Here is a 22,493-nt window from a genome sequence, read left to right as displayed (position 1 = left end):
AATGAAAAGGGCCCGGATCTCCGGGCCCTTTTTCGTTGCTGGCTGTTCGGCCTATTCTACCCGCTCGTCGGGATAGACACCCCAGAGCCGGCTCTGGCGGATGTAGCCGTCGACGTCGCCGCGCTTGTCGGGAAGCGGCACGACGAGGCGGCACCACGTGCCGGTGCAGCTCTTCACACTGCCGATCACCCCCGGCTGCAGCCGGGCCTGCTCCCCCGACTGCTCGTCGGCGCGGGCATTGAGCGGCACCGTGGCCTTGGCCGCGTCGGCCCGCTCACCCGAGGGCGGGATCACGACGGCGGTGCGGCGGCCCGAGAGCAGCGAGTGCAAGACCCAGCCCTCGGTCCCCTCCGAATCACGGATGCGCCGCCACGTCTCGAACTCGGCGACGATCTCGACCGGCAGACCCTCGCGCTGGAACACCCACAGGGTGCGGTGATCCTTCGACGGGCCCTCGCGCAGGTTGACGCGGTTGGTCTTCAGGCTGGCGTAGCGCGGCAGGGGCAGCTTGGTCACAGGCCCCTTGCCGACCTCCGGCGCGGGCGCCGGCGCCGCCTCGGCGGTCAGCGGCACCAGCAGGGCGAACAGGGCCGCGAGCAGCGCGAGGCGGGCGGGGTTCATTCGGGGCAGCTCAGGCGGGCGCATCGTGCCTCGTCTCCGATCCTTGGCTCCAAAGTCGTTCCGGTGACAGCGTCCCGGCACAGATGCGGCCGATGCCTGACCGATGTGCCGGAAACGGCGCCGGGCCGGCGCTTGGCCGACCCTTCGGCACTGATCCCTCCGGGTCAGGGCCGCATTGTGTTCGCCGACCTCTCTGCTAGAGAGGCCAGACGTCCTGCGGCGGCCCGGGCAAGCCCGGTCCGCCTCCGCTCCATCTGGCCGCGCCATGGTTAAGGGAGCGTAAGCCGGCCCCCGCGGCACAGCGGGGAAGCCACCGGCGCAGGCACGGGACAGCGGGCCGGCGTCGTCGGGAGGGAACATGTCGTCGTTGAAGCGCAAGCCGCTGGTGGTCGTCACCCGGCGTCTGCCGGACGCGGTCGAGACGCGCATGCGCGAATTGTTCGACACGCGCCTCAACCACGACGACGCACCGCTCTCGCAGGAGGCGCTCGCCACCGCCATCCGCGAGGCCGACGTGCTCGTGCCGACCGTCACGGACGAGATCGGCGCCGGCCTCCTCGCCCAGGCGGGGCCGAACCTGCGGCTCATCGCGAATTTCGGCAACGGCGTGGATCACATCGACGTCGCGGCGGCGCTGGAGCGCGGCATCACGGTCACCAACACGCCGGGCGTCCTGACCGAGGACACCGCTGACATGACCATGGCGCTGATCCTGGCGGTGGCCCGCCGGATCGCCGAGGGCGCGCGCATCATCCCCGATGACGACTGGACCACGGGCTGGTCGCCGACCTGGATGCTGGGCCGCCGCATCACCGGCAAGCGCCTCGGCATCGTCGGCATGGGCCGGATCGGTCAGGCGCTCGCCCGCCGGGCGAAGGCGTTCGGCCTGTCGATCCACTATCACAACCGCCGCCGCGTTCCGACGCATATCGAGGAATCCCTCGACGCGACCTACTGGGAATCCCTCGACCAGATGCTGGCGCGGGTGGACATCGTCTCGGTCAACTGCCCGCACACGCCGGCTACCTACCACCTGCTCTCGGCCCGCCGCCTCAAGCTGCTCAAGCCGGAGGCGATTGTGGTCAACACCGCTCGCGGCGAGGTGATCGACGAGAACGCGCTGGCGCGCCTGATCGAGGGCGGCGAGATCTCGGCCGCCGGCCTCGACGTGTTCGAGCAGGAACCGGCGGTGAGCCCGCGCCTCGTGCGGCTCGCCCGCACCGGCAAGGTGGTGCTGCTGCCGCATATGGGCTCGGCCACCCACGAGAGCCGCACCGACATGGGCGAGAAGGTCATCATCAACATCAAGACCTTCATGGACGGCCACCGTCCGCCGGACCGGATCCTTCCGAGCATGCTCTGAGGGGCGGCTCGCGCGGCCGAATCCGATCCCGATCCAATCTCGACAACGAGCTTTGGTTCGATGAGCTTGCCGGCCCGACGGAGTCGGGGCGGCTTGGATGGCCGCCGCCGTTCCCGGTTATCTCAGCCCAGCATCGACGGCACGCGATCCGCCTGGATCGCTGCCCGCGCCCCGGCCGAGTCGACGTCCATCTGCGCGATCAGCGCTTCGGCGCTCGAGAATTTTTCCTCGCCGCGCAGATAGGCCAGCAACTCGACGGCGACCTCCTGCCCGTAGAGGTCGCCTTTGAAGTCGAACAGGTGCACTTCGAGGAGCGGCGCGCCGTCGTCGAAGGTCGGGCGCCGGCCGTAGCTCGCCACACCGTCGTGCAGGTTGCCATCGGCAAGGCGCACCCGCACGGCGTAGATGCCGTGGGCAAGCCCGCAGGACTCGAGGGCGAGGTTGGCGGTGGGGTAGCCCAGCGTGCGACCGCGCTTGTCGCCGTGGCGCACCTGCGCGAGCACGAACCAGCGGTAGCCGAGCAGCGCGTTGGCCCGTGCCACGTCGCCCGAGGCGAGGGCGGCCCGGATCGCACTCGACGAGATCGGCGCATCGCCCGGATCGGCCGAGACCGCGGGTACGATGCGGCAGGTCAGGCCGGCCTCGGCGCAGAGTGCGGCGAGCGTCCCCGGCGAGCCCTCGCGGCCACGCCCGAAATGGAAATCATGGCCGATCACCACCCCGGACAGGCCGAGGCGATCACGCAGCCATCCTTCCACGAAGTCCTGGGCGCTGGTTCCTGCGAGCTCCGCATCGAAGCGGCGCACGATCAGCCCGTCGAGGCCGAGGCGGGCGAAGACGATTTCCTTGGCGCTTGGGCCGGTGAGCCGGAACATCGGCTGGTTGGGCGCGAAGAAGGCGCGCGGATGCGGCTCGAAGGTCAGCACCACGGCGGGGCGCGGCCCGGCCTCGGCGCGGACCGCCTCGATCAGCGTCCGGTGGCCGCGATGCACGCCGTCGAAATTCCCGAGCGCGGCGACGGCGCCGGCGAGCGCCGGGGGCACCGGATCGTCCTCGCGGCAGACCGTGAAGGGTCGCGGAGAGGATCGGAGGCCGACCGCTGCGGGCGGCACGGCGTTCTCGTCGCCTGAGGGCATCGGCTCCTGCGATCGGATGTCTGCGGTCTCGAAGGAAGGGCGACGGGAGCGTCGGCGGGCCGGGGCCATCCGCCGCGTCCCTGCCGCGTCCCTGCGCGGCGGGAGACTTGGCGAAATCAGTCTCTCCGGTCAAGCGACGGGGAAGAGGGGCTGGATTAACCGCTTCGCAATCCGCGCCACCTATTGTCGGACGGACGGAAGGCAGCACCGCTCGCACGCGTCGATGCGACGTTGATCGCTCGCGAGGGCCGCGCGCCGCCAGTATCGATCAGGGACTCACGGAGCACACGTCACATGGCCCTCGACCTCAGCATGCCCATCCTGGTGGTCGATGACTACCAGACCATGGTGCGCATCATCCGCAACCTCCTCAAGCAGCTCGGCTTCGAGGACGTGGATGACGCCTCCGACGGCACCGCCGCCCTGGCGCGCCTCAAGGGCCGCAAGTACGGCCTCGTCATCTCGGACTGGAACATGGAGCCGATGACCGGCTACGAGCTTCTGCGCCATGTCCGCGCCGACGAGGGTCTGCGCACCACGCCGTTCATCATGGTCACCGCCGAGTCGAAGACCGAGAACGTCATCGCCGCCAAGAAGGCCGGCGTGAACAACTACATCGTCAAGCCCTTCAACGCCGCGACCCTCAAGTCGAAGATCGAGGCGGTCTGCGGCGCCTGATCTGGCAAGGCGCCGATACGGCATTCCCGCGCCTGCGGGATGCCGGCCCGGCGCCGGAGAGCGGCCGCAGCGCTGTGGTCAGAGCCGGTCCCGGTCACCAACGTCGCCGGGGCGGCGCGAAGCGCCCGGTCGTCGTGACGGCCGGCGGAAAACGGATTGAACATCGGAACGTCGCGAGAGATCGCTCATGAGACTGACGGCAGCGGCACGCGACGGCCGGTCGCAAGGTTCCAGCCCTTCGGCGATGGTGAAGGAACTGCTCGACATCGCCGAGTACATCTCCAGCCTGCGGGACGCGATCGCCCTCCTCAGAGCCAACGAGCTGACGCGCGACCGTCTGCCGATGGTCCACGAGGAGCTGAGCGAGGTCGTGGCGGCGACCGCGGGCGCGACCAATTCCATCATGACCACGGCCGAGGCCATCCTGGCGCTTCCCGAGGGGCCGGGCTATCGCGACGCGGTCGAGGCCAAGATCTACGATATCTTCGAGGCCTGCACCTTCCAGGACATCACCGGCCAGCGCATCGCCAAGGTCGCGGAGGCGATGAGCCAGCTCGAAGGCCGGCTTGCCCGCTTCAGTGCCGCGGTGAAGGCCCGCGACGCGGCCGGGATCGACGAGTCCGAGGCCGACCGCCGCAAGCGCAACGAGTCGCTGTTGCTCAACGGCCCGCAGATGGGCGGCCCCGCGACCGCGCAGGATGCCATCGACGCGCTGTTCGCCTGATCCGCAGCCCTCACGGGGCAGCGGGCCGGCACGCCGCTACGGCCAAGCTGCCTTGTTCCGACCATCGCCGTTGCGAAAAACTGTCAAGGTCCTCCCCGAAGATGGCTGCGGACTCCGAATACGGAACGCCGCAGGGGCAGGACCATGGCGAACTTCGATCGGCGGCCGGATCGCGCATCCGGTGAGGCTCTCGACCGGGCCCGCGCGCAAGGGCAGATGCATCATTCCATCGCGACGACGCTGCTGGTGATCGCCGCCGCCCGCGCCGAGCGCGCGGCGCCGCCGGTTCACGCGGCGCGTCAGCGTCTGGCGGAAGTCTACGGCGCGACGCGGCTGCGCAAGCGCCTGGAGCGCGACGCCGCCCAGGGCTGAAGGCCAGATTCCGACGGCGTCGCGCTGACGACCTCGCCCGCGTCCCGGCTCACCCGGCTCGGCGCAGAAAGTCCCGGAAGGGGCGGCGCTGCGGCGGCGGGCTCGGCGGCGGATCAGGGGAGGGGGGTGGAGGCGGCGGTGCCGTGTCGGGGGCGGCCGAGAGCACCTCCGCCCGGACGGCACGGGGCGCGGCGAACACGCTGCCCTGCGCCAGCGGCACGTCGAGATCGATGAGGTCGGGCACCTCCGTCTCGGCCTCGACCCCGGTCGCGACGAGGCGGATCCCGACCCGGGCCAGGGACGCCACCAGATCCTCCAGCGCGATATCGGGCATCGCCTCGCGGTCGAGGGGGCGAAGCAGCAGCGCGGCCGCAACCTTGACCTGGGTGATGCCGCGCTCGGCCAAAGCCGTCGGGTCGAAGCGCAGGTCGATCGGGCGGTCCATCACGAAGCCGATCCGCCCGCGCAGGCCCGCCAGCAGGGCGGCCTGCTCGGCATCGAGGCTGCGCCAACTCGTTTGCGGCAGGGCGATCACCACCCGCCCGGCGAGTTCCGGCCCCTCGCTGACGAGGCGGCCGAGGGAGCGCAGGAAGCCCGGCTCGAACAGCGAATTCGGCGTGAGGCTGTAGCTGACCGAGGCCGGGCTGCCGCGCCCCTGGAGATGGCGGGCGATGGTGGCGACGCGTTGGAGCATGCGCCGGTCGAGCGCCGTGGTGCGGCCGTGCCGCTCTAGCACCGGCAGAAAGGTTTCGGGCGCGTAGACCGCCTCCCCGACCTTGAGCCGCGCCAGCGCCTCGTAGGCCACGACCTTGCGCTGCGGCAGGGTCACGACCGGCTGGAGGTAGACTTCGAGCCCCTCGCCGTCGAAGGCGTCGATCAGCGGCGCCGCCTCCGCGCCGTTGGCGAAGGGATCGGTCGGGCGGGTCGCGGGCGGGGTCGTGCGCGGCACGAGCCGCATCGGCGCAGCCACCGGTTCGGGCTCGGGCAGCACCGCCGCAGCCGGTACCGGGCTCGGCTGGATCGTGTCCGCCACCCGCTGCGGACGCGGCACCGGTGCGGGCGCCGCGGCCCGCTGCTTCAATCCGGCGATGTCGCCGTCCTGCGCCGCCACCACCGCGGCGAGTTCCCGCACGATGCCGCTGAGGATGCCGATCTCGGCGGTCACCTCCTCGATGCCGGAGACGAACCGCGCGTCGAGCGCCTTGAGACCCTCGTCGGTCGCCGCCGCCGCTGGCTCGGCAGAGGGCGTGCCCTGCATCCGCGTCTGCACCAGGGCCGCGGCGACGGCCTCCAGCTTCACGAGGCGCTGGGACAGGACGCCGATCTCCTTCGAGACGACCTCCTGCGCCGTGACGAGCCGCGACAGCCGCCGCCAGAGCAGGGCGCCGCCGACGATGGCGAGACCGGACACCGCGGCGACCGCGGCGAGCGGCACGAGGAGCGCCAGCGGAACGAGGACCAGGACGCCGACGAGGCCGAGGATCCAGGGGGTGCCGCGCGGGCGGATCGTACGGGATTGCGGTGTCTTCACCGTCGATCGACGCGCTTCTGTCTGACGGCCGCGGCCGGGCTTCTCTTTCACGGTGCGGAGCGGGCCTCCGCAAGACGTGTGGCTCGAACGCGCCGGCGGGTGGGGCACACAACTCCGGCTCTGCGTAACCCTAATGTCGCCGAGCCAGCCCTCCGCCGCAAGGCAGCGGGCCGGTTTCTCCCGTGCATTCGGCCCGAAGCCACGGGTCCGCTTGCCGCACGCGGTCCGAAGGCCACATGTCCGCAGACATGAGGCGGGCCGACCGGGCGGCCGGAGAGAGTTGAGCGATGGATCAGACGCCGATCGAACTGACGATGCGCGTGGACGGCATGACCTGCGAGGGCTGCGCCGAGGCGGTGCGCCGCACGATCCGCCGCCTCGACCCGCAGGCGGAGGTCTCCGTCGATGTCGGTCTGGGCCGGGTGACCGCGACCACCGTGGCGCAGAGCCTCGACGTGGCGCAGGCGCTCACCAAGGCCGGCTACACCGCCACGGCGATGACCGGCTGAGGCGGCTCCGGATTCTGCTTGTCCTCTGAAGAAACTTAACGGTCGCAATCAAAAAAATCCGAGAGGCTTTTCTGCGCCGTTTCGCCCACACTGCGACAATCGGTTTATCGTGGCTGTTGCGTCCGCTAAGCACCGAGGCACGGGGGTGGACCCTCGGCCGGGCGGCGGCGGCTCAGGCCGCGAGCCCCCGCGACAAGAAACGACGGTGAGAGAAATGCCCTCAGACATCGAGATCGCCCGCGCGGCGACGCTGAAGCCCATCGCCCAGGTCGCCGAGCGGATCGGCATTCCCGACGAGGCGCTGCACAACTACGGCAAGCACATCGCCAAGATCGACCACGGCTTCATCAAGTCGCTGGAGGGCAAGCCCGAGGGCAAGCTCGTCCTCGTCACCGCGATCTCGCCGACGCCCGCGGGCGAGGGCAAGACCACGACGACGGTGGGCCTCGGCGACGCGCTGAACCGCATCGGCCAGCGGGCGGTGATGTGCCTGCGCGAGCCCTCGCTCGGCCCATGCTTCGGCATGAAGGGCGGCGCGGCCGGCGGCGGCAAGGCCCAGGTCGTGCCGATGGAGCAGATCAACCTGCACTTCACCGGCGACTTCCACGCCATCACCTCGGCGCACTCCCTCGCCGCGGCGCTGATCGACAACCACGTCTACTGGGCCAACGAACTGAACATCGACGTGCGCCGCATCCACTGGCGCCGCGTGGTCGACATGAACGACCGGGCGCTTCGCGCCATCAACCAGTCGCTCGGCGGCGTCGCCAACGGCTTCCCGCGCGAGGACGGGTTCGACATCACCGTGGCCTCCGAGGTCATGGCGGTGTTCTGCCTTGCGCGTGACCTCGCCGACCTCGAGGAGCGCCTCGGCCGCATCGTCATCGCCGAGACCCGTGACCGCAAGCCGGTGACGCTGGCCGACGTGAAGGCCACCGGCGCCATGACGGTGCTGCTCAAGGACGCGCTCCAGCCGAACCTAGTGCAGACGCTGGAGGGCAACCCGGCGCTGATCCATGGCGGCCCGTTCGCCAACATCGCCCACGGCTGCAACTCGGTGATCGCCACCCAGACCGGCTTGCGGCTGGCCGATTACGTGGTGACGGAAGCCGGCTTCGGTGCCGACCTCGGCGCGGAGAAGTTCATCGACATCAAGTGCCGTCAGACCGGCCTCAAGCCCTCCGCGGTGGTGATCGTCGCCACCGTCCGTGCGCTGAAGATGCATGGCGGCGTCAACAAGAAGGATCTCCAGGGCGAGAACCTCGACGCTCTGGAGAAGGGCTTCGCCAACCTCGAGCGCCACGTGAAGAACGTGCGCGGCTTCGGCCTGCCGGTCGTCGTCGGTGTGAACCACTTCTTCCAGGACACCGACGCCGAGCACGCCAAGTTGAAGGAGCTGTGCCGCGACCGTCTCCAGGTCGAGGCGATCACCTGCAAGCACTGGGCGGAAGGCGGCGCGGGCGCCGAGGAACTGGCGCAGGCCGTGGTGAAGCTCGCCGAGGGCGAGCAGAAGCCGCTGACCTTCGCCTACGACACCGAGACGAAGCTCACCGACAAGATCAAGGCGATCGCGACCAAGCTATACGGCGCGGCCGACATCCAGATCGAATCGAAGGCGGCCACCAAGCTCGCCGGCTTCGAGAAGGACGGTTACGGCCACCTCCCGATCTGCATGGCCAAGACGCAGTACTCGTTCTCGACCGACCCGACCCTGATGGGCGCGCCTTCCGGCCACCTCGTCTCGGTGCGCGACGTGCGCCTTTCGGCGGGCGCCGGCTTCGTCGTGGCGATCTGCGGTGAGATTATGACCATGCCGGGCCTGCCCAAGGTGCCGGCGGCGGACACCATCCGGTTGGACGCCAACGGGCAGATCGACGGGCTGTTCTAGCGCATCGTGCTGGATATCGGATCCAGCACGATGCGCTAGGCTCTTGTTTTAGCATCGTCTTTTTCCGAAAGCCGGCAGCCACCTTTCGGGACAATGCTCTAGCCAGCCCACGACCCTCCCCCTCTGCGGGGGAGGGCTTTTTTTTGCCCTACGCCGCGAGCCCGCGCTTCTTCAGCAGCGGCTCGATGCTCGGCAACCGCCCGCGGAAGGCGGTGTAGGCCTCGCGCGGGTCGCGCAGGTTGCCCGCGCCGTAGATCGTCCGGCGCAGGCGTTGCGCCGTCTGCGGGTGGAAGATGTCCCCGGCCTCGCGGAACGCGTCGAACGCATCGGCGTCGAGCACCTCCGACCAGAGATAGCTGTAGTAGCCGGCCGCATAGCCGTCGCCGGAGAAGATATGCGCGAAATGCGGCGCCCGGTGGCGCGCCGCGATCTCGGCCGGCATGGCGATGCGGCGCAGGGCATCCGCCTCGAAGGCGACCACATCGAGCCCGTCTTCCCCGGCGGCGGAGAGGTGCAGCGTCATGTCGACGATGGCCGAGGCCGCGTATTCCACCGTGGCGAAGCCCTGGTTGAAGGTCGCCGCCGCGAGCAGGCGTTCGAGCAGGGCGTCCGGCATCGGCTCCCCGGTCGTCACATGGCGGGCATGGGCGCGCAAAACCTCCGGCTGCTGCAGCCAGTGCTCGTAGAGCTGCGAGGGCAGTTCCACGAAGTCGCGCGAGACCGCGGTGCCGGAGAGCAGCGGGTAGGTCACGTCGGACAGGAGCCCATGCAGGGCGTGGCCGAATTCGTGGAACAGCGTGCGGGCGTCGTCGAAGGAGAGCAGCGTCGGCTCGCCCCGCGGGGCGCGGGCGAAGTTCATCACGTTGACGATGATCGGCTTGATGTCGCCGTTCAGCCGCTCCTGCGAGCGGAAGGCACTCATCCAGGCGCCCGAACGCTTCGAGGGCCGGGCGAAGTAGTCGCCGAGGAACAGCCCGACCTCCGAGCCGTCGGCGTCGCGCACGAGCCAGGTGCGAACGTCCGGGTGATAGCGCGGCACGTCGCGCAGTTCCTCGAAGCCGAGCCCGAACAGCCGTGAGGCGGTGTCGAAGGCCGCCTGGATCATGCCCTCAAGCGGCAGGTACGGCTTGATCTCGGATTCGTCGAGGTCGTGCTCGGCCCGCCGCTGCTTCTCGGAATAGTGGCGCCAGTCATGGGCTTCGAGGGCGAAGTCGTGCCCCTCCGCCCGCACCAGGGCCTGGAGCGCCTCGCGTTCCTCCGCCGCGCGCTGCAGCGCCGGCTTCCAGACGTTGCGCAGCAGCTCCATCGCCGCGTCGGGCGAGCCGGCCATGGTGTCGTCGAGCTTGAGATGGGCGAAACTCTCGAAGCCGAGAAGCCGCGCCCGCTCGGCCCGCAGGCGCACGATCTCGGCGATGACCGCCCGGTTGTCGGTCTCGCCGCTGGTCTCGCCGCGCCGGGTCCAGGCGGCGTAGGCCAGGGCTCGCAGGTCGCGGCGGGTGGAGAAGACGAGGAACGGCTCGATCAGCGAACGCGACAGGGTGACGACGTGGCTGTGCGCGCCGCCCCGCTCCTGCGCCGCCTCCGCGGCGGCGTCGCGCAGGAAGGGTGGCAGGCCGGCGAGGTCGTCCGCGCCGTCGAGCGGCAGGACGAAGTCGCGCTCGTCGGCCAGCACGTTCTGGGCGAATTGCGTCCCGAGCTCGGCCAGACGGATCGCGATCTCGGCGATGCGGGCCTTGGCTTCCGGGGCGAGCCCGGCGCCCGCCCGGTGGAAGCGGCTGCGGTAGCGGTCGAGCACGCGCCGTTCCTCGTCGCCCAGAGCCTCCGCATCGGGGTCGATGGCCGAGAGCCGATCCCAGAGCTGCGGGTCGAGGGTGATGGCGCTGGAATGCCGCGCGAGCTGCGGCGCGACCGCCCGCTCGATCGCCTGAAGCTCCGGGCTGGTATTGCTGCCTGTCAGGTTGAAGAACACGTTGGCGACCCGGTCGAGGGCGCCGCCCGCCCGCTCCATCGCCGCCACCGTGTTGGCGAAGGTGGGAGCCTCCGCATTCCCGGTGATCGCCGCGATCTCGGCCTCGTGCCGCTTCAGGGCGTGGGCGAAGGCCGGCACGTAGTGCTCCGGCCGGATCGCCGCGAAATCCGGCAGGCCGAAGGGCGTCGCCCATTCCGCGGCATCGAACGGATTGGCGGCCGCGTTGCCGTGGCCGGGCTCCGTACCCTCGGAAAGGTCGCGTGCGGTGTCGGCGGTCATGGACGGGAGCCCTCGGGGAAGGTCGTGCGGTGAGAAGCGGAACATAGGTTTGTGGGCCGAGCAGCGCAAAGCGACAGCCCGTGGCGCCGGGTTCTGTCACGAATCCGCGGGGCGTGTCCGCAGCGTCCTTGCCGCGGAGGATCGGGCAGCCGATGAGGAGACGGTGACGTGGGCCGGGTGGATGGGCCGGGTGGATGGGACAGACGCGGCATGAAGTCTTTCACCCTCGCCGTCCGCTCGATTGCGTGCTCGGTGACCGCGTGCGTGCTGGCGCTCGCCCTGTCGCCTGGGCTCGCGCGGTCGGAGCCGGCCAAGCCACCGCCCGCGACGGTGCCGCTGCCGCCGCCCCAGCCGCCCGCGCGTCCCGGTGACCTCCTGCCGCCCGCACCTCAGGTGACGCCGCTGCCGCCGGAGCGCCCGCCGGAACTCGCCGCCGCTCCTGACAAGGAGGCCGGTCAGGGAAACCGCCCGAAGCCGGACGCACCGCAGCCCGAGCCGGTGAAGGAGACGGCGAAGGACGCCAAGGAAACGCCCACCACTCTGCCGGATGCCCCGCTTCCGCCGGAGCGGCCGCCCGAGCTGTCCGGCGACTCGGCGCTCGCCCTCAAGGTGTCCGCGCCCGACGACACCGCCTGCCTGCGCCGGCTGGAACGGCTCGGTGCCCGGTTCGAGGCCGCGGCTCCGCTCGGCAACGGCCAGTGCAGCGCGCCGCGTCCGCTGACCGTGACCACCCTTGCCGACGGTGTGGCGCTGGAACCGGCCGCCACGCTCACTTGCCGGGCGGCGGAAGCGCTGGCGCGCTGGGCCACCGAGGTTCAGGTCGCGGCGCAGAAGGAGTTCGGCGACAGCCTGAAGAGCCTCGCGCTCGGCGGAACCTATGTCTGCCGCGGGCAGAACCACGACACGGATGCCAAGCTCAGCGAGCACAGCTTCGCCAACGCCATCGACGTAATGGGCTACGGCTTCGCCAAGCGCGCGAGCCTCAAGGTGACCGCCGCGCCGGACGGCTCGCCGGAGGCCGCGTTCCTGGCATCCGTGCGGACCGGCGCCTGCGGCTTCTTCCGCACGGTGCTGGGGCCGGGCAGTGACGCGGCGCACGGCAACCACCTGCATCTCGACCTGCGCGAGCGCAACGCCGGGCACCGCCTCTGCCAATAGGCGGCATCGCCCCGCCCGACACGCGAAGACGCGCCATTCGCCGCGGGAACGGTGGCGCTTTGCCATCGCTTCTTCTTGGTCGTCACATGTGGAGCGCGGGCGGGCAATGGAACGGGCGTGGATGCGTGGGGCGCTGGTGGCGCTCTGTGTGTGGTCGGCGAGTGCGCAGGCCGCCGGGACCGGCACGCCGGATCTGACCCGCGAAGCCATCGAGAACGCGACGTTCCAGGAGCCGCAGGACGGGTCCAAGACGAACGAGACGTCCAAGACGGAGCCTAAGAAGGGCTCGAAGAAGGACTCCAAGTCGGCGAAGAAGCTGAAGGAGGCGGATGCGAAGCCCGACCCGCTGCTGGTGAAAGTGCAGGTGCTGCTCGACCGGGCCCACTTCTCCCCCGGCGCCATCGACGGGCGCGACGGCGAGAACCTGCGCGGTGCGATCAAGGCCTTCGCCGCGGCGCAGGGGCTGCCCGAGGGCGACCGCCTGACCCGCGAGGTGTTCGACCGTCTCCAGGCGACGAGCAAGGAGCCGGTCGTGACGCAATACACGATCACGGAGGAGGACGTGAAAGGCCCCTTCGTCGAGCGGATGCCGGCCAAGATGGAGGAGCAGGCCGAGGTCGGGCCGATGCGCTACACCAACACGCGCGAGATGCTGGCCGAGCGCTTCCACATGCAGCGCGACCTGCTCTCGGCCCTCAATCCCGACGTGCCCCTCGACAAGGCGGGCGGTACGCTCGTCGTGGCGGCGGTGCCGCCGCTGGGCGAGGGGAAGGTCGAGGGTGCGCCGGTCGCCCCCAAGGTGACCCGCATCGAGGTCGACAAGCGCACGAAGCGGGTGCGCGCCTTCGGCGAGGACGGCAAGCTGACGGCGGATTACCCCGCTTCCATCGGCAGCGACGAGAAGCCGGCCCCCGACGGATCGGCGAAGGTGAAGGCCGTCGCCTTCGATCCCTGGTACACCTACAACCCAAAGTACCGCTTCAAGGGCGTGAAGGCGACGAAGAAGTTCTCGATCCATCCGGGACCCAACAACCCGGTCGGGCTCGTCTGGATCGACCTCTCGATCCCGTCCTACGGCATCCACGGCACGCCGGACCCGGAGAAGGTCGGCAAGACCGAGTCGCACGGCTGCATCCGCCTGACGAACTGGGACGCGCGCGACCTCGCGAGCCATACGCAGAAGGGTGCGAAGGTCGAATTTCTAGAGAAGTAGGCGGAAGCGGCCGGGCGATGCCGGCCGGCTTTCGCCTTCGGGCGCCACAAGGCCGGGAAGCGACGGCCGCGTCCGGTGGCAGGCCGCGCACGAGTTGGTCGTCGTTTCAAACGCCGTGCCGAATCCGCGCCGCAGAAACGTTGTCCGACGGCTGGGCAAACGCTCGTCCGCAAGAAGGACTCGCGACAGCCAGGGCCGACATCCGACGACATAATCGTATAATATGAAACGATCCGTTTCGATCGTTTCTATTTCGGCCCTCAGAGGAGTCCGGCACAGTCCCCCCATCGAAGCCGCGCCGCACCGGCCGCCCTGATGGAGACAAGGATGAGCAAGCCCTACAATCGCCTCGACCTCGACCAAGCCGTCGTTCTGCTCGTCGATCATCAGGCCGGACTGATGTCGCTGGTGCGCGACTTCGACCCCGACCGGTTCAAGAACAACGTCCTCGCCGTCGCCGACCTCGCCGCCTACTTCCGGCTTCCGACGATCCTCACCACCAGCTTCGAGGACGGCCCCAACGGCCCGATCATGCCCGAGCTGAAGGCGAAGTTTCCGGATGCGCCCTTCATTGCCCGGCCCGGCCAGATCAACGCCTGGGACAACCCTGACTTCGTCGCCGCCGTGAAGGCGACGGGCCGCAAGCAGCTCATCATCGCCGGCGTCGTCACCGAGGTCTGCGTCGCCTTCGTGGCCCTCTCGGCCATCGCCGAGGGCTACGAGGTGTTTGCCGTCACCGACGCCTCCGGCACCTTCAATCCCGTCGTGCGTGACGGCGCCTGGAACCGGATGTCGGCGGCCGGCGTGCAACTGGTCAATTGGTTCGCGGTGGCGTGCGAGCTGCACCGCGACTGGCGCCGGGATGTCGAAGGACTGGCGACGCTGCTCGGCGACCACATCCCGGATTACCGCAACCTGATGACGAGCTACGCCGCCGTCCGGGGCAGCGCCTCGCACGCGGCGCCCGGCGCCTGAGGGCGCACTTCGACGAAGTAGTCGCCGGTCCGCCGAAGGATGGTGAGGCCGAACGATGACAGAGAGCCGCCGCCCCGACGCGATCAGGGCGGCGCCGCCCTCTGGATCGAGCGGCGGCGGTCTGCGGACAGGGGCTGCTCAGGCCCTGCGCAGGCGCGCGCCGAGCGCCAGCAGCGCCGCATCCCCGAGGAAGGCGAGCGAGGCGGTCGCCAGGGCGCCCTGAAGCATTGCCACGATGTTCTGGTTCTGCAGCCCGGCGACGATCGGTGTGCCGAGGGTCGAGGCTCCGGCGAGCGCCCCGACCGCAGTCACGGAGACCGCGAGCACCAGGGCGGTGCGCAGCGTGTCCACGAGGCCCGCGGCGGCGAGCGGCAGTTCGATCGAGGCGAGGATCTGCGCCGGTGTCAGGCCGAGGGCCTGGGCCCGTTCCCGCGCCTCGACGGTCACGGCATCGAGCGCGCCGACCGTGCCGCGCAGGGTCGGCATGATCCCGTAGGCAACGAGCGCCAGCAGGGTCGGCGGCCCGCCGAAGCCGAGCACGGGCAGGGCCAGCGCCACAACGACCACCGGCGGCACCGCCTGAGCGAGGGCGGCGAGGGAATCGATCCCGGCGCGGAACGCCGCGAAACGCGGCCGCGTGGCGATCAGGCCGAGCCCGATGCCGAGCACCGCGACGATCGCCAGCCCGGTCGCGGCGAGGACGAGATGGTTCAGCGCCAGCGCCGCCAAGCGGCCGGTGGCAAGGGGGCGTTGCGCGCCCCCGGCGCCGAGACGGGCGGCGATGGCCGGATGGCTCGCGGCGGCCAGCGCCGAGCCGAGGAGGAGGGGCCCCAAGGCCGGCGGGACCGGCCTCATCGCGGCCACCGTCGGCGCAAGGCCGCCTCCAGGCTGCCAAGGGTGCCTTCGGCAGCGAGCGCCAGCACGATGATCGGCAGAGCACCGAGCAGGATTAGGTCCGGTGCGAACTGCGCCATGCCGTCGAACACGAGGGTGCCGAGCCCGCCCGCCCCGACCAGCGCGCCCAGGGTCGCGAGGCCGAGCGCCTGGACCACGGCGACGCGCAACCCGCCGACGAAGAGGGGCGCGCCGAGCGGCAGGCGGATCGTCGTCAGGATCTGGCCCGCGGTGAGCCCGAGGGCCCGCCCCGCGTCGAGGGTGTCGGGATCCGTCGCGCGGCGCGCCGCCTCTTGGCCGCGCCAGAGCGGCAGCAGCAGGTAGGCGGCGATGCCGAGCAGGGCGGGGCCGCTGCCGAGCGCCGAGATGCCGTAGCCGCGCAGCGCCGGTGCCGCCGCGAGCAGCGCCGAGATCGCTGCGACGAGACCGCCGAGCAGGGCGACCGCTGGCACCACCTGCACCCCGCTCACGACGAGTTCGACAGTGCCCCGCCCGCGCCGCCATAGGGCGAGACCGCCGGTGACGCAGGCCGCGAGCCCGAGGGCGCCGAAGGTGAGAGCGAGATGGTCGCGGAAGGCGGTGCCCAGGCTGTCCGACCGGATGCGCAGTTCGACGGCGAGCGAAAGCGCGTCGAGGCTGCCGCTGCACCACAATCCCGCCAGCACCGCCGCGACGGCGGCCGCCGCGGTAAAGCCCGCTCCGGGCAGGCGGGCCCGCCCGGCGGTAAGGGCCGCCACGCCTGCGAGCATGATCAGGCCGATCCAGGCACCGGAGGCGAGCCGAGCCCGGGTCGCAGGCGGCTTGCCGGCGATGAGATCGGCGGCGCCGGCTCCGAGGCCGAGGAGTAGCAGGGCGAGGGCGGCGAGGCAGGCGAGCCCGGCCAGCGCGGCGCTCGCCCGTCCCTGACCCGCGACCAGCAGGGCGGGTCCGAGGGCGGCGAGCGCGACGACGGGCCAGAGCCAAGCGCCGAGGGCATCCGAGGCCATGACGGGGGCGCCCGTGACCAGACGGTTCGGGGCCAGATGCAGCACCGGCAGGAGGGCGAGCAGGGCCGGCAGCAGAGCCGCGGCGGCGAGGCCGGCAAGCAGGCGTGCCGTCACGGGCGGTTCGCCTGGGTGCCGAGCCACTCGGCCGCTACCGCCGCGGCGGTGCGCCCCTCGACGGTGATCGCCGCGTTGAGCCGCCGCAGGGTGTCGGCGTCGAGGCGCGCGAAGACGCGGTCGAGGGCGCCGCGAATCTGCGGATGGCGCTCCAGGGTCCCGGCGCGGATCACCGGCGCCGGCTCGTAGACGATCTGCGCGCCCTTCGGGTCGCTCATCACCGTCAGATCGAGAGCGGCCAGCGCTCCGTCCGTGCCGTAGACCATGCCGGCATTGATCCCGCTGATCCCTTCCGCCGCGGCGCGGGCGGTGACGGCCGTGTCGCCCCCCGGCAGGCTGACGATGCGCGAGAGCGGCAGGCGGAAGCCGTAGGCGGATTCGAAGGAGGGCAAGGCGGCGGGGCTCTCCACGAACTCCGTCGAGGCGGCGAGCCGGATCCGATCGTCGTGCACCGCGCCCGCGAAATCCAACATCGTGGCGAGGCCCCGCTCACGGGCGAGCGCGCCCTGCACTGCGATCAGCCACGTGTTGTTCGCCGGCGCCCGCCCGAGCCAGACGAGGCCCCGCGCGGCGTCGAGCCGCAGGGCGAGCGCGTAGGCGCTTTCCCCCGTCTTCCAGGCAGGATCGGATTCGGTGCCCGAGAAGAAGGCAACGTTGCCGGTATATTCCGGGTACAGGTCGATCTCTCCGGCAAGCAACGCCGTGCGCACAATCAGCGTGGGGCCGAGGCCGAGGCGGCGCTCCACGGACAGGCCGAGGCCTTCCAAAACCAAGGAAATCAGGTTTCCGAGAAGGGCGCCTTCCGTATCGCTCTTCGAGCCGATCACAATCCGGTGGGCCGGCATGGCACGAGCGGGATTCGTGACCAGCGCGGCAGCGGCCGCCATCATGACCTGGCGCCGACCCAAGGTTGCGCGGGGTCCTGATCGTCCGGGGCCTGTCGCCCGGCTGCGACAGCGCGCCATAAATGTTTCAAGGAATAACATCGGGCCGATCCGCAAGGCATGCGCGAGGCTTTCCGGCGCTTGACACGCCCCGCTTTACGGGCGACGGCTCGCGGTGCCGGGCAGCGTTTTCCGGGTGGGGCCTCAGCATCCGAAGCGTAACGGAGGTAATCCCTCCGGAACATTCAGGACGTGACCGGTCCGCCAGAGACAACGTTCCGGATCGGGAACGGATCGATAGGGAAGACGACCCGGCGTGAGTGTGGATTCGAACGAGGATCGTCTGTCCGGCGCGCGGGTGCTGGTCGTCGAGGACGAAGCGGCCATCTCGATGCTCCTCGAGGATATGTTGCTCGATTTCGGCTGCGAAATCGTCGGGCCGGCGGCCCGGCTCGCGACGGCCCTGGAGATGGCGCGCAGCGAGAGCTTCACGGTCGCCATCCTCGACGTGAACGTGGCGGGCGAGCCGATCTATCCGGTGGCCGAGGCCATCGCCGAGCGCAACCTCCCCATCGTGTTCTCGACCGGCTACGGCGGCGCGGGTATCCGCGAGCCGTTCCGCGACCGGCCGGTGGTGCAGAAGCCGTTCAGCCAAGCCGATCTCAAGCGCACCCTCGCCGCGGCCATCGCCGGCGCCGAGGGCTGAGTGGGCCGGCCCGTCTGCGGCCGCCACCTCACACACCTTCGATCTCGAACGCGTTCGGCAGGTGCAGCGGCCAGCGTCGCGGCGCCACGAAAACCGCATCCGCCCGCAGGATCGCGTCCGCCGGCAACCGGTGCCGCGCGAGCCACGCCCGCGCCGCGCGCGACATCCTCGCGCGTTTGCGGCCGTCGATGGCGATCGCTGCGGCCTCCAGCGTCGCCCGGGCCTTGACCTCGACGAAGGCGATCGTCCGCCCGCGCCGCACGATGAGGTCGATCTCCCCGCCCGAGGCCGCGAAGCGCCGGGCGAGCGGGCGGTAGCCCTTCAGCATCAGAGCGAGCAGTGCCAGCGCTTCGGCCGAGAGGCCCCGGCCGTGGGTGGCGCGGCGGCGCGCCTCCGGATCAGGCGGGGGTCTCATCGTCCGCCCGGCGCGCGAGGGCCAGGGCGCGGGCGTAGACGACGCGCTTGGGCTGGCCGGTCTCGTCGGCGACGAGCGCCGCGGCGTCCTTGATCGAGTGGCGGGCGAGCGCCGCCTCGATCCGCGCATCCAGCCCAGTATCGGCTTCACGTGCGACCGCGTCCTCGGGTGCGGCGCCGATCACCACCACGACCTCGCCTTTGGGCGGCCCCTCCTGGGCGAAGGCCTCGGCCAACCCGCCGAGGCTGTCGCGGCGGATCGTCTCAAAGAGCTTGGTCAATTCGCGCGCCACCGCCGCCGGGCGCTCCGGCCCGAGGGTCGCGGCGGCATCCGCCAGCATCTCGGGGAGCCGGTGCGGGGATTCGAACACTACCAGGGTGCCGGGGATCCCGGCCAGCGCCTCCAGCCTGTTGCGGCGGGCCCCCGATTTCTGCGGCAGGAAGCCTTCGAAGAAGAAGCGGTCGGTCGGAAGGCCGGCGGCGACGATGGCGGTCATCACGGCGGACGGGCCGGGGATGGGTGTCACCGGGATGCCGGCGGCAATGGCGGCCTGGACCAGCTTGAAGCCGGGATCCGACACCAGCGGCGTGCCGGCGTCGGAGACCAGCGCCAGGGTCTCGCCGGCCTTCAGCCGCATTACCATCCGCTCGCGCACCGCCTCGTTGGAATGCTCGTGGTACGACACGAGGGGCGTCGTGATCCCGTAATGCATCAGCAGGGTCCGGGTGACGCGGGTGTCCTCCGCAAGCACCGCGTCGGCGGCGGCTAGCGTCGCCAGCGCGCGGAACGAGACGTCGCGCAGGTTGCCGATCGGGGTGGCCACCACGTAGAGCCCCGGCGCCAGCGACTCGGCCTCGGCGGCGAGGCCGAAGGCGGTGAAGGTGGCCGGGCCGCGGGGCGGCCGCTCGGGGTGCTTGTCGAGTCGCTGTGTCATCGCCGCGACAATGCCACGCCCGCGCGCCTTTGAAGACCGGGGAAAGGCCGGGCCTCACATTTACTTTTTGCAGGGCCCTCCGCATCGTCACCCTGGATTGCGCGCGGACAGGGGGCTCGCGATGGCGCGACGCGGCGGACGGTGGACGGCGCTGGCGGGTGCAGCGCTCCTCGCGATGGGACTTTCGGGCTGCATCGGCGGCCCGGACGGTCCGCGGCCCGAGGCCCGTACGGTTCCGGCGGCCGAGCCCGACGCTGCGGCGGGCGCGGGCAACGTCATCGGCGCCGGCTCGGTGAAGCTGGCGCTCATCGTGCCGCTGACCGGGCCCGGTGCATCGGTCGGTGCGGCCCTGCGCAACGCCGCCGAACTCGCCTACGACGATTTCCAGAAGCCGAACCTCCAGATCCTTGTGAAGGACGACCGCGGCACGCCCGAGGGTGCGCGGGAGGCCGCGCAGGCGGCCTTCGCCGAGGGCGCCGAGGTGGTGCTCGGGCCGCTCTTCGCCGCCAACGTTCAGGCGGCCGGTGGCGTCGCCCGCGGGGCAGGCAAGCCGGTCATTGCCTTCTCGACCGATGCGGCGGTGGCCGCCCGCGGCGTCTACCTCATCAGCTTCCTGCCGCAATCGGAGGTCGACCGGATCGTCGACGAGGCGACGGCGAACGGACGCCGCTCATTTGCCGCGCTGATCCCCGAGACGACCTACGGCAATGCCGTGGAGGCGCAGTTCCGCGAGGCCGTGGCCCGGCGCGGTGCCCGCCTCGTCGGCCTCGAACGCTACGCCGCCGGCAATCCCGCCCCGGCCGTCGAGCGGCTGCGTGGCGTCATCGCGGGCAGCGGCGCCCAGGCCGACGCGCTGTTCGTGCCCGATACGCCTGACGGGCTGGTGTCCGTCGGGCCGGCCCTGACGCGGGTCGGGTTCTCGCCCGCGCGGGTGCGTCCCCTGGGCCTCGCCCTGTGGAACGACCCGCGGGTGATGGCGCAGCCGGCTTTCCAGGGCGCCCGTTTCGCCGCGCCCGACACCGCCGGCTTCTCGAGTTTCGCCCAGCGCTATCAGGCCCGCTTCGGCACGCTGCCGCCCCGCACCGCCTCGCTCGGCTACGACGCAGTCTCGCTCACGGCGGCGCTGGTGCGCCAGTACGGCACGCAACGCTTCGCCGACGCGACGCTGACCAACCCGGCGGGCTTTTCCGGCCTCGACGGCACCTTCCGCTTCCTGCCCGAGGGCGTCAGCGAGCGGACGCTTGCGGTCTACGAGATCCGCAACAACGCCGCGAGCGTGGTGAGCCCGGCGCCGAAGGTGCTCGGGCCTTCGGGGATCTGAGAGCGGCGCTCCCCTTGCAAGGGTCAGCCGAGCGGCCGACGGGCCGTGTGGCGGATCGTTACGACACCGACCGCGTCCGCCGCCTCATCGACGCGGTAATAAATCAGGTAGGGCAGGCGTGGCACCGCGAGGCGGCGTAATCCGCTCCCAACCGGACGACCGGCCTTCGGATGATCGAGCAGCCTGCGAAGCGCGTCCGCGAGCTGCTGCTCAACATGGTAGGCGGCTTGTGGATCGCGGGCTGCGAGATACGCGGCGATGCTGCTCAGATCGTCGCTCGCCCGCGCGGAGAGGCGAAGCTTCACGGTACGCGGCGGCGGAACGCGGCGGCGACGAGGTCTTCGGGTTCACCTTCGACGTATTCGCCGCGTTCGATCTGGGCGAGTCCGTCGAGGACGGCTGGGAGATGTTCGGGATCGATGTCGAGCGGAGCCGCGCCGTGAGCGACGGTGAGGATGGCCTGTGCCAAGCTGTCCCGGTCGCTTGCCGGCATCCGCCGCAGGGCTTCCACGGCCCGATCCAACATATCGCCCATGACGACCCTCCGAGAGGTAGCCTAGCACGAACAGGCGCGAGTTGGGGCGTGGATCAACCCGCCAGTTCCGCCACCACGGCATTGAGCACCGGCGCCCCGCGCGCGGTCGCAGCGATGCGACCGTCGGGGCGCCGGGCGACGAGGCGGTCCGTCACCAGCGCATCGAGGCGTGCGGGGTCGAGCGGACGCCCCTTCAGCGCCGCGTAGCGGGCCGGGTCGATGCCCTCCGCGAGGCGCAGCCCCATCATCAGGAACTCGTCGCCCTGATCCTCGGGCGACAGGCCTTCCGTCCCGGTGATGCCGTGGCCCTCACGCTCGACGCGGGCGAGCCAGCCCTCCGGCGCCTTCTCGGTCAGCGTGCCGGTGCGGCCCTGCGGCAGGACGAGGCGGCCATGGGCGCCGGGCCCGATGCCGGCATATTCGCCGTATCGCCAATAGAGCAGGTTGTGGCGCGATTGCGCGCCGGGCCGGGCGTGGTTCGAGATCTCGTAGGCCGGCAACCCCGCCGCCTCGCAGATCTCCTGCGTCACGTCGTAGAGGGCGCGGGAGGCGTCGTCGTCCGGCGGCACAAGGCGGCCGGCTTGGGCGAGGCCGAAGAACGGCGTGCCGGGCTCGATGGTCAGTTGGTAAAGCGAGAGATGCTCGGCCGCGTAGGCGATCGCCCGGCGCAACTCCGCGGCCCAGGCCTGCGCCGTCTGATCCGGCCGGGCGTAGATCAGGTCGAAGGAGAAGCGCTCGAAATGCGCCGCCGCGGTGCGGACGGCGGATAACGCCTCCTCGACGCTGTGCAGCCGCCCGAGCCGCTTGAGGTCGCCGTCATCGAGCGCCTGGACGCCGAGCGAGACGCGGTTCACCCCGGCTGCCCGGTAGCCGCGGAAACGGGTCGCCTCGACGCTGGTGGGGTTGGCCTCGAGCGTGACCTCGGCGTCCGGCGCGACCGCCCAGGCGCCGGCCACGGCGTCGAGCAGGCCCGCCACCGTCTCCGGCGCCATCAGCGAGGGCGTGCCGCCGCCCAGAAAGATGCTGGTGACCGTGCGCCCCGGCGCCAGCGCGGCGGCGTGGGCGATCTCCCGGCGAAAAGCTTCCAGAAAACGCGGCTGGTCCACGCCCGCATGGCGGACATGGCTGTTGAAGTCGCAATAGGGGCACTTCGCGGCGCAGAACGGCCAGTGCAGGTAGACCCCGAATCCGGCATCGCGGGTCGGATGGTCGGGCGGTGTCGCGGGGGGCATCGGCTTGTCTGCGTCTCTCAGGTCCGCGCAACGCTCGGACCTCCTATCCAACGCCG

23 protein-coding genes are annotated in these 22,493 nt (G+C 71.0%); 11 read left to right on the top strand and 12 right to left on the bottom strand.

The genetic code is table 11. From position 1 onward, the window contains the following. Window positions 1–51 precede the first annotated feature (51 nt). Window positions 52–645, bottom strand: coding sequence for an SH3 domain-containing protein (locus tag HNR51_RS21680; RefSeq protein ID WP_012452427.1), 594 nt, complete (start codon window positions 643–645; stop codon window positions 52–54). 334 nt (window positions 646–979) lie between these two features. On the opposite strand from HNR51_RS21680, the gene HNR51_RS21675 reads away from it, so the two are divergent. Next, complete coding sequence (locus HNR51_RS21675) at window positions 980–1,984, top strand: 2-hydroxyacid dehydrogenase (protein ID WP_141950197.1); 1,005 nt, start codon at window positions 980–982, stop codon at window positions 1,982–1,984. A gap of 122 nt (window positions 1,985–2,106) precedes the next feature. Here HNR51_RS21675 and HNR51_RS21670 read toward each other — a convergent pair whose 3' ends face one another. After that, the gene (locus HNR51_RS21670) at window positions 2,107–3,120 is read right to left on the bottom strand and encodes a bifunctional riboflavin kinase/FAD synthetase (RefSeq protein ID WP_182556321.1); all 1,014 of its coding nucleotides are present in this window, start codon (window positions 3,118–3,120) and stop codon (window positions 2,107–2,109) included. Between the two features lie 294 nt (window positions 3,121–3,414). Here HNR51_RS21670 and HNR51_RS21665 point away from each other — a divergent pair, with 294 nt between their 5' ends. From HNR51_RS21665 to HNR51_RS21655, 3 genes are all read left to right on the top strand, one after another. Further along, window positions 3,415–3,798 (top strand): response regulator, encoded by a 384-nt coding sequence (locus HNR51_RS21665; protein ID WP_003604011.1) that lies wholly within the window; start codon window positions 3,415–3,417, stop codon window positions 3,796–3,798. Between the two features lie 187 nt (window positions 3,799–3,985). After that, window positions 3,986–4,522 (top strand): protein phosphatase CheZ, encoded by a 537-nt coding sequence (locus tag HNR51_RS21660; protein ID WP_041371003.1) that lies wholly within the window; start codon window positions 3,986–3,988, stop codon window positions 4,520–4,522. 144 nt (window positions 4,523–4,666) lie between these two features. Further along, a complete protein-coding gene (locus HNR51_RS21655) occupies window positions 4,667–4,894 on the top strand; it encodes a hypothetical protein (protein ID WP_012452423.1) in 228 nt (75 codons plus the stop codon). Between the two features lie 49 nt (window positions 4,895–4,943). On the opposite strand, the gene HNR51_RS21650 is transcribed toward HNR51_RS21655, so the two are convergent. Then, window positions 4,944–6,425, bottom strand: a complete 1,482-nt coding sequence (locus HNR51_RS21650; RefSeq protein ID WP_182556320.1) for an EAL domain-containing protein — start codon at window positions 6,423–6,425, stop codon at window positions 4,944–4,946. A gap of 287 nt (window positions 6,426–6,712) precedes the next feature. On the opposite strand from HNR51_RS21650, the gene HNR51_RS21645 reads away from it, so the two are divergent. Both HNR51_RS21645 and HNR51_RS21640 read left to right on the top strand, forming a co-directional pair. After that, window positions 6,713–6,934 carry a heavy-metal-associated domain-containing protein gene (locus HNR51_RS21645; RefSeq protein WP_012452421.1) on the top strand — a complete coding sequence of 74 codons (222 nt, stop codon included), beginning with the start codon at window positions 6,713–6,715 and terminating at the stop codon, window positions 6,932–6,934. A 214-nt stretch (window positions 6,935–7,148) separates the two neighbouring features. After that, window positions 7,149–8,822 carry a formate--tetrahydrofolate ligase gene (locus HNR51_RS21640; RefSeq protein ID WP_012452420.1) on the top strand — a complete coding sequence of 558 codons (1,674 nt, stop codon included), beginning with the start codon at window positions 7,149–7,151 and terminating at the stop codon, window positions 8,820–8,822. 148 nt (window positions 8,823–8,970) lie between these two features. On the opposite strand, the gene HNR51_RS21635 is transcribed toward HNR51_RS21640, so the two are convergent. Then, a complete protein-coding gene (locus tag HNR51_RS21635) occupies window positions 8,971–11,070 on the bottom strand; it encodes a M3 family metallopeptidase (protein ID WP_182556319.1) in 2,100 nt (699 codons plus the stop codon). 210 nt (window positions 11,071–11,280) lie between these two features. On the opposite strand from HNR51_RS21635, the gene HNR51_RS21630 reads away from it, so the two are divergent. From HNR51_RS21630 to ycaC, 3 genes are all read left to right on the top strand, one after another. Next, window positions 11,281–12,228 carry an extensin-like domain-containing protein gene (locus HNR51_RS21630; protein WP_182556318.1) on the top strand — a complete coding sequence of 316 codons (948 nt, stop codon included), beginning with the start codon at window positions 11,281–11,283 and terminating at the stop codon, window positions 12,226–12,228. A gap of 106 nt (window positions 12,229–12,334) precedes the next feature. After that, window positions 12,335–13,441 carry a L,D-transpeptidase family protein gene (locus tag HNR51_RS21625; RefSeq protein ID WP_182556317.1) on the top strand — a complete coding sequence of 369 codons (1,107 nt, stop codon included), beginning with the start codon at window positions 12,335–12,337 and terminating at the stop codon, window positions 13,439–13,441. Window positions 13,442–13,768: 327 nt separating this feature from the next. Continuing rightward, window positions 13,769–14,416: an isochorismate family cysteine hydrolase YcaC gene (gene ycaC, locus HNR51_RS21620; protein ID WP_182556316.1), complete on the top strand. Its 648-nt coding sequence runs from the start codon at window positions 13,769–13,771 to the stop codon at window positions 14,414–14,416. Between the two features lie 138 nt (window positions 14,417–14,554). Here ycaC and HNR51_RS21615 read toward each other — a convergent pair whose 3' ends face one another. From HNR51_RS21615 to HNR51_RS21605, 3 genes are read right to left on the bottom strand one after another with little or no spacing between them, the layout of a single operon-like run. Next, the gene (locus HNR51_RS21615; protein WP_182556315.1) at window positions 14,555–15,271 is read right to left on the bottom strand and encodes an ABC transporter permease; all 717 of its coding nucleotides are present in this window, start codon (window positions 15,269–15,271) and stop codon (window positions 14,555–14,557) included. After that, window positions 15,268–16,410: an ABC transporter permease gene (locus HNR51_RS21610; RefSeq protein WP_182556314.1), complete on the bottom strand. Its 1,143-nt coding sequence runs from the start codon at window positions 16,408–16,410 to the stop codon at window positions 15,268–15,270. The genes HNR51_RS21615 and HNR51_RS21610 overlap by 4 nt, the downstream gene beginning before the upstream one ends. Further along, window positions 16,407–17,297 (bottom strand): glycine betaine ABC transporter substrate-binding protein, encoded by an 891-nt coding sequence (locus HNR51_RS21605; RefSeq protein WP_182556365.1) that lies wholly within the window; start codon window positions 17,295–17,297, stop codon window positions 16,407–16,409. The genes HNR51_RS21610 and HNR51_RS21605 overlap by 4 nt, the downstream gene beginning before the upstream one ends. Window positions 17,298–17,610: 313 nt before the next feature. Between HNR51_RS21605 and HNR51_RS21600 the strand changes: the two genes are divergently transcribed. Continuing rightward, the gene (locus HNR51_RS21600; RefSeq protein ID WP_012452411.1) at window positions 17,611–18,000 is read left to right on the top strand and encodes a response regulator; all 390 of its coding nucleotides are present in this window, start codon (window positions 17,611–17,613) and stop codon (window positions 17,998–18,000) included. Window positions 18,001–18,028: 28 nt separating this feature from the next. Here the strand turns inward: HNR51_RS21600 and HNR51_RS21595 are convergent, their stop codons facing one another. Then, a complete protein-coding gene (locus HNR51_RS21595) occupies window positions 18,029–18,415 on the bottom strand; it encodes a YraN family protein (RefSeq protein ID WP_182556313.1) in 387 nt (128 codons plus the stop codon). Next, window positions 18,399–19,349: a 16S rRNA (cytidine(1402)-2'-O)-methyltransferase gene (gene rsmI, locus HNR51_RS21590; RefSeq protein ID WP_182556312.1), complete on the bottom strand. Its 951-nt coding sequence runs from the start codon at window positions 19,347–19,349 to the stop codon at window positions 18,399–18,401. Before rsmI ends, HNR51_RS21595 begins: the two co-directional genes overlap by 17 nt. 121 nt (window positions 19,350–19,470) lie before the next feature. Between rsmI and HNR51_RS21585 the strand changes: the two genes are divergently transcribed. After that, window positions 19,471–20,670, top strand: coding sequence for a penicillin-binding protein activator (locus tag HNR51_RS21585; RefSeq protein WP_182556311.1), 1,200 nt, complete (start codon window positions 19,471–19,473; stop codon window positions 20,668–20,670). Window positions 20,671–20,693: 23 nt separating this feature from the next. On the opposite strand, the gene HNR51_RS21580 is transcribed toward HNR51_RS21585, so the two are convergent. The 3 genes from HNR51_RS21580 to hemW are packed head-to-tail and all read right to left on the bottom strand — an operon-like array spanning window position 20,694 to window position 22,437. Next, entirely contained in the window at window positions 20,694–20,975 is a 282-nt protein-coding gene (locus HNR51_RS21580; RefSeq protein WP_182556310.1) for a type II toxin-antitoxin system RelE/ParE family toxin, read from the bottom strand. After that, window positions 20,972–21,205 (bottom strand): acetyltransferase, encoded by a 234-nt coding sequence (locus tag HNR51_RS21575; RefSeq protein ID WP_182556309.1) that lies wholly within the window; start codon window positions 21,203–21,205, stop codon window positions 20,972–20,974. The genes HNR51_RS21580 and HNR51_RS21575 overlap by 4 nt, the downstream gene beginning before the upstream one ends. Window positions 21,206–21,258: 53 nt before the next feature. Next, entirely contained in the window at window positions 21,259–22,437 is a 1,179-nt protein-coding gene (hemW, locus tag HNR51_RS21570) for a radical SAM family heme chaperone HemW (protein ID WP_182556308.1), read from the bottom strand. Between the last annotated feature and the right edge of the window lie 56 nt (window positions 22,438–22,493).

This window comes from Methylorubrum thiocyanatum (genome assembly GCA_014138645.1).
Lineage (GTDB): Bacteria > Pseudomonadota > Alphaproteobacteria > Rhizobiales > Beijerinckiaceae > Methylobacterium > Methylobacterium thiocyanatum.
This window is presented reverse-complemented; position numbering and strand designations above follow the sequence as displayed.

Excerpts from the sequence above, each read along its gene's own strand:
- HNR51_RS21615 (WP_182556315.1), bottom strand. The coding sequence starts at position 15,271 with ATGAGGCCGGTCCCGCCGGCCTTGGGGCCCCTCCTCCTCGGCTCGGCG.
- HNR51_RS21665 (WP_003604011.1), top strand. The coding sequence starts at position 3,415 with ATGGCCCTCGACCTCAGCATGCCCATCCTGGTGGTCGATGACTACCAG.
- HNR51_RS21660 (WP_041371003.1), top strand. The coding sequence starts at position 3,986 with ATGAGACTGACGGCAGCGGCACGCGACGGCCGGTCGCAAGGTTCCAGC.
- HNR51_RS21645 (WP_012452421.1), top strand. The coding sequence starts at position 6,713 with ATGGATCAGACGCCGATCGAACTGACGATGCGCGTGGACGGCATGACC.
- HNR51_RS21635 (WP_182556319.1), bottom strand. The coding sequence starts at position 11,070 with ATGACCGCCGACACCGCACGCGACCTTTCCGAGGGTACGGAGCCCGGC.
- HNR51_RS21605 (WP_182556365.1), bottom strand. The coding sequence starts at position 17,297 with ATGGCGGCCGCTGCCGCGCTGGTCACGAATCCCGCTCGTGCCATGCCG.
- HNR51_RS21670 (WP_182556321.1), bottom strand. The coding sequence starts at position 3,120 with ATGCCCTCAGGCGACGAGAACGCCGTGCCGCCCGCAGCGGTCGGCCTC.
- hemW (WP_182556308.1), bottom strand. The coding sequence starts at position 22,437 with ATGCCCCCCGCGACACCGCCCGACCATCCGACCCGCGATGCCGGATTC.
- HNR51_RS21680 (WP_012452427.1), bottom strand. The coding sequence starts at position 645 with ATGCGCCCGCCTGAGCTGCCCCGAATGAACCCCGCCCGCCTCGCGCTG.
- HNR51_RS21630 (WP_182556318.1), top strand. The coding sequence starts at position 11,281 with ATGAAGTCTTTCACCCTCGCCGTCCGCTCGATTGCGTGCTCGGTGACC.
- ycaC (WP_182556316.1), top strand. The coding sequence starts at position 13,769 with ATGAGCAAGCCCTACAATCGCCTCGACCTCGACCAAGCCGTCGTTCTG.
- HNR51_RS21655 (WP_012452423.1), top strand. The coding sequence starts at position 4,667 with ATGGCGAACTTCGATCGGCGGCCGGATCGCGCATCCGGTGAGGCTCTC.
- HNR51_RS21625 (WP_182556317.1), top strand. The coding sequence starts at position 12,335 with ATGGAACGGGCGTGGATGCGTGGGGCGCTGGTGGCGCTCTGTGTGTGG.
- HNR51_RS21585 (WP_182556311.1), top strand. The coding sequence starts at position 19,471 with ATGGCGCGACGCGGCGGACGGTGGACGGCGCTGGCGGGTGCAGCGCTC.
- HNR51_RS21675 (WP_141950197.1), top strand. The coding sequence starts at position 980 with ATGTCGTCGTTGAAGCGCAAGCCGCTGGTGGTCGTCACCCGGCGTCTG.
- rsmI (WP_182556312.1), bottom strand. The coding sequence starts at position 19,349 with ATGACACAGCGACTCGACAAGCACCCCGAGCGGCCGCCCCGCGGCCCG.
- HNR51_RS21595 (WP_182556313.1), bottom strand. The coding sequence starts at position 18,415 with ATGAGACCCCCGCCTGATCCGGAGGCGCGCCGCCGCGCCACCCACGGC.
- HNR51_RS21640 (WP_012452420.1), top strand. The coding sequence starts at position 7,149 with ATGCCCTCAGACATCGAGATCGCCCGCGCGGCGACGCTGAAGCCCATC.
- HNR51_RS21575 (WP_182556309.1), bottom strand. The coding sequence starts at position 21,205 with ATGGGCGATATGTTGGATCGGGCCGTGGAAGCCCTGCGGCGGATGCCG.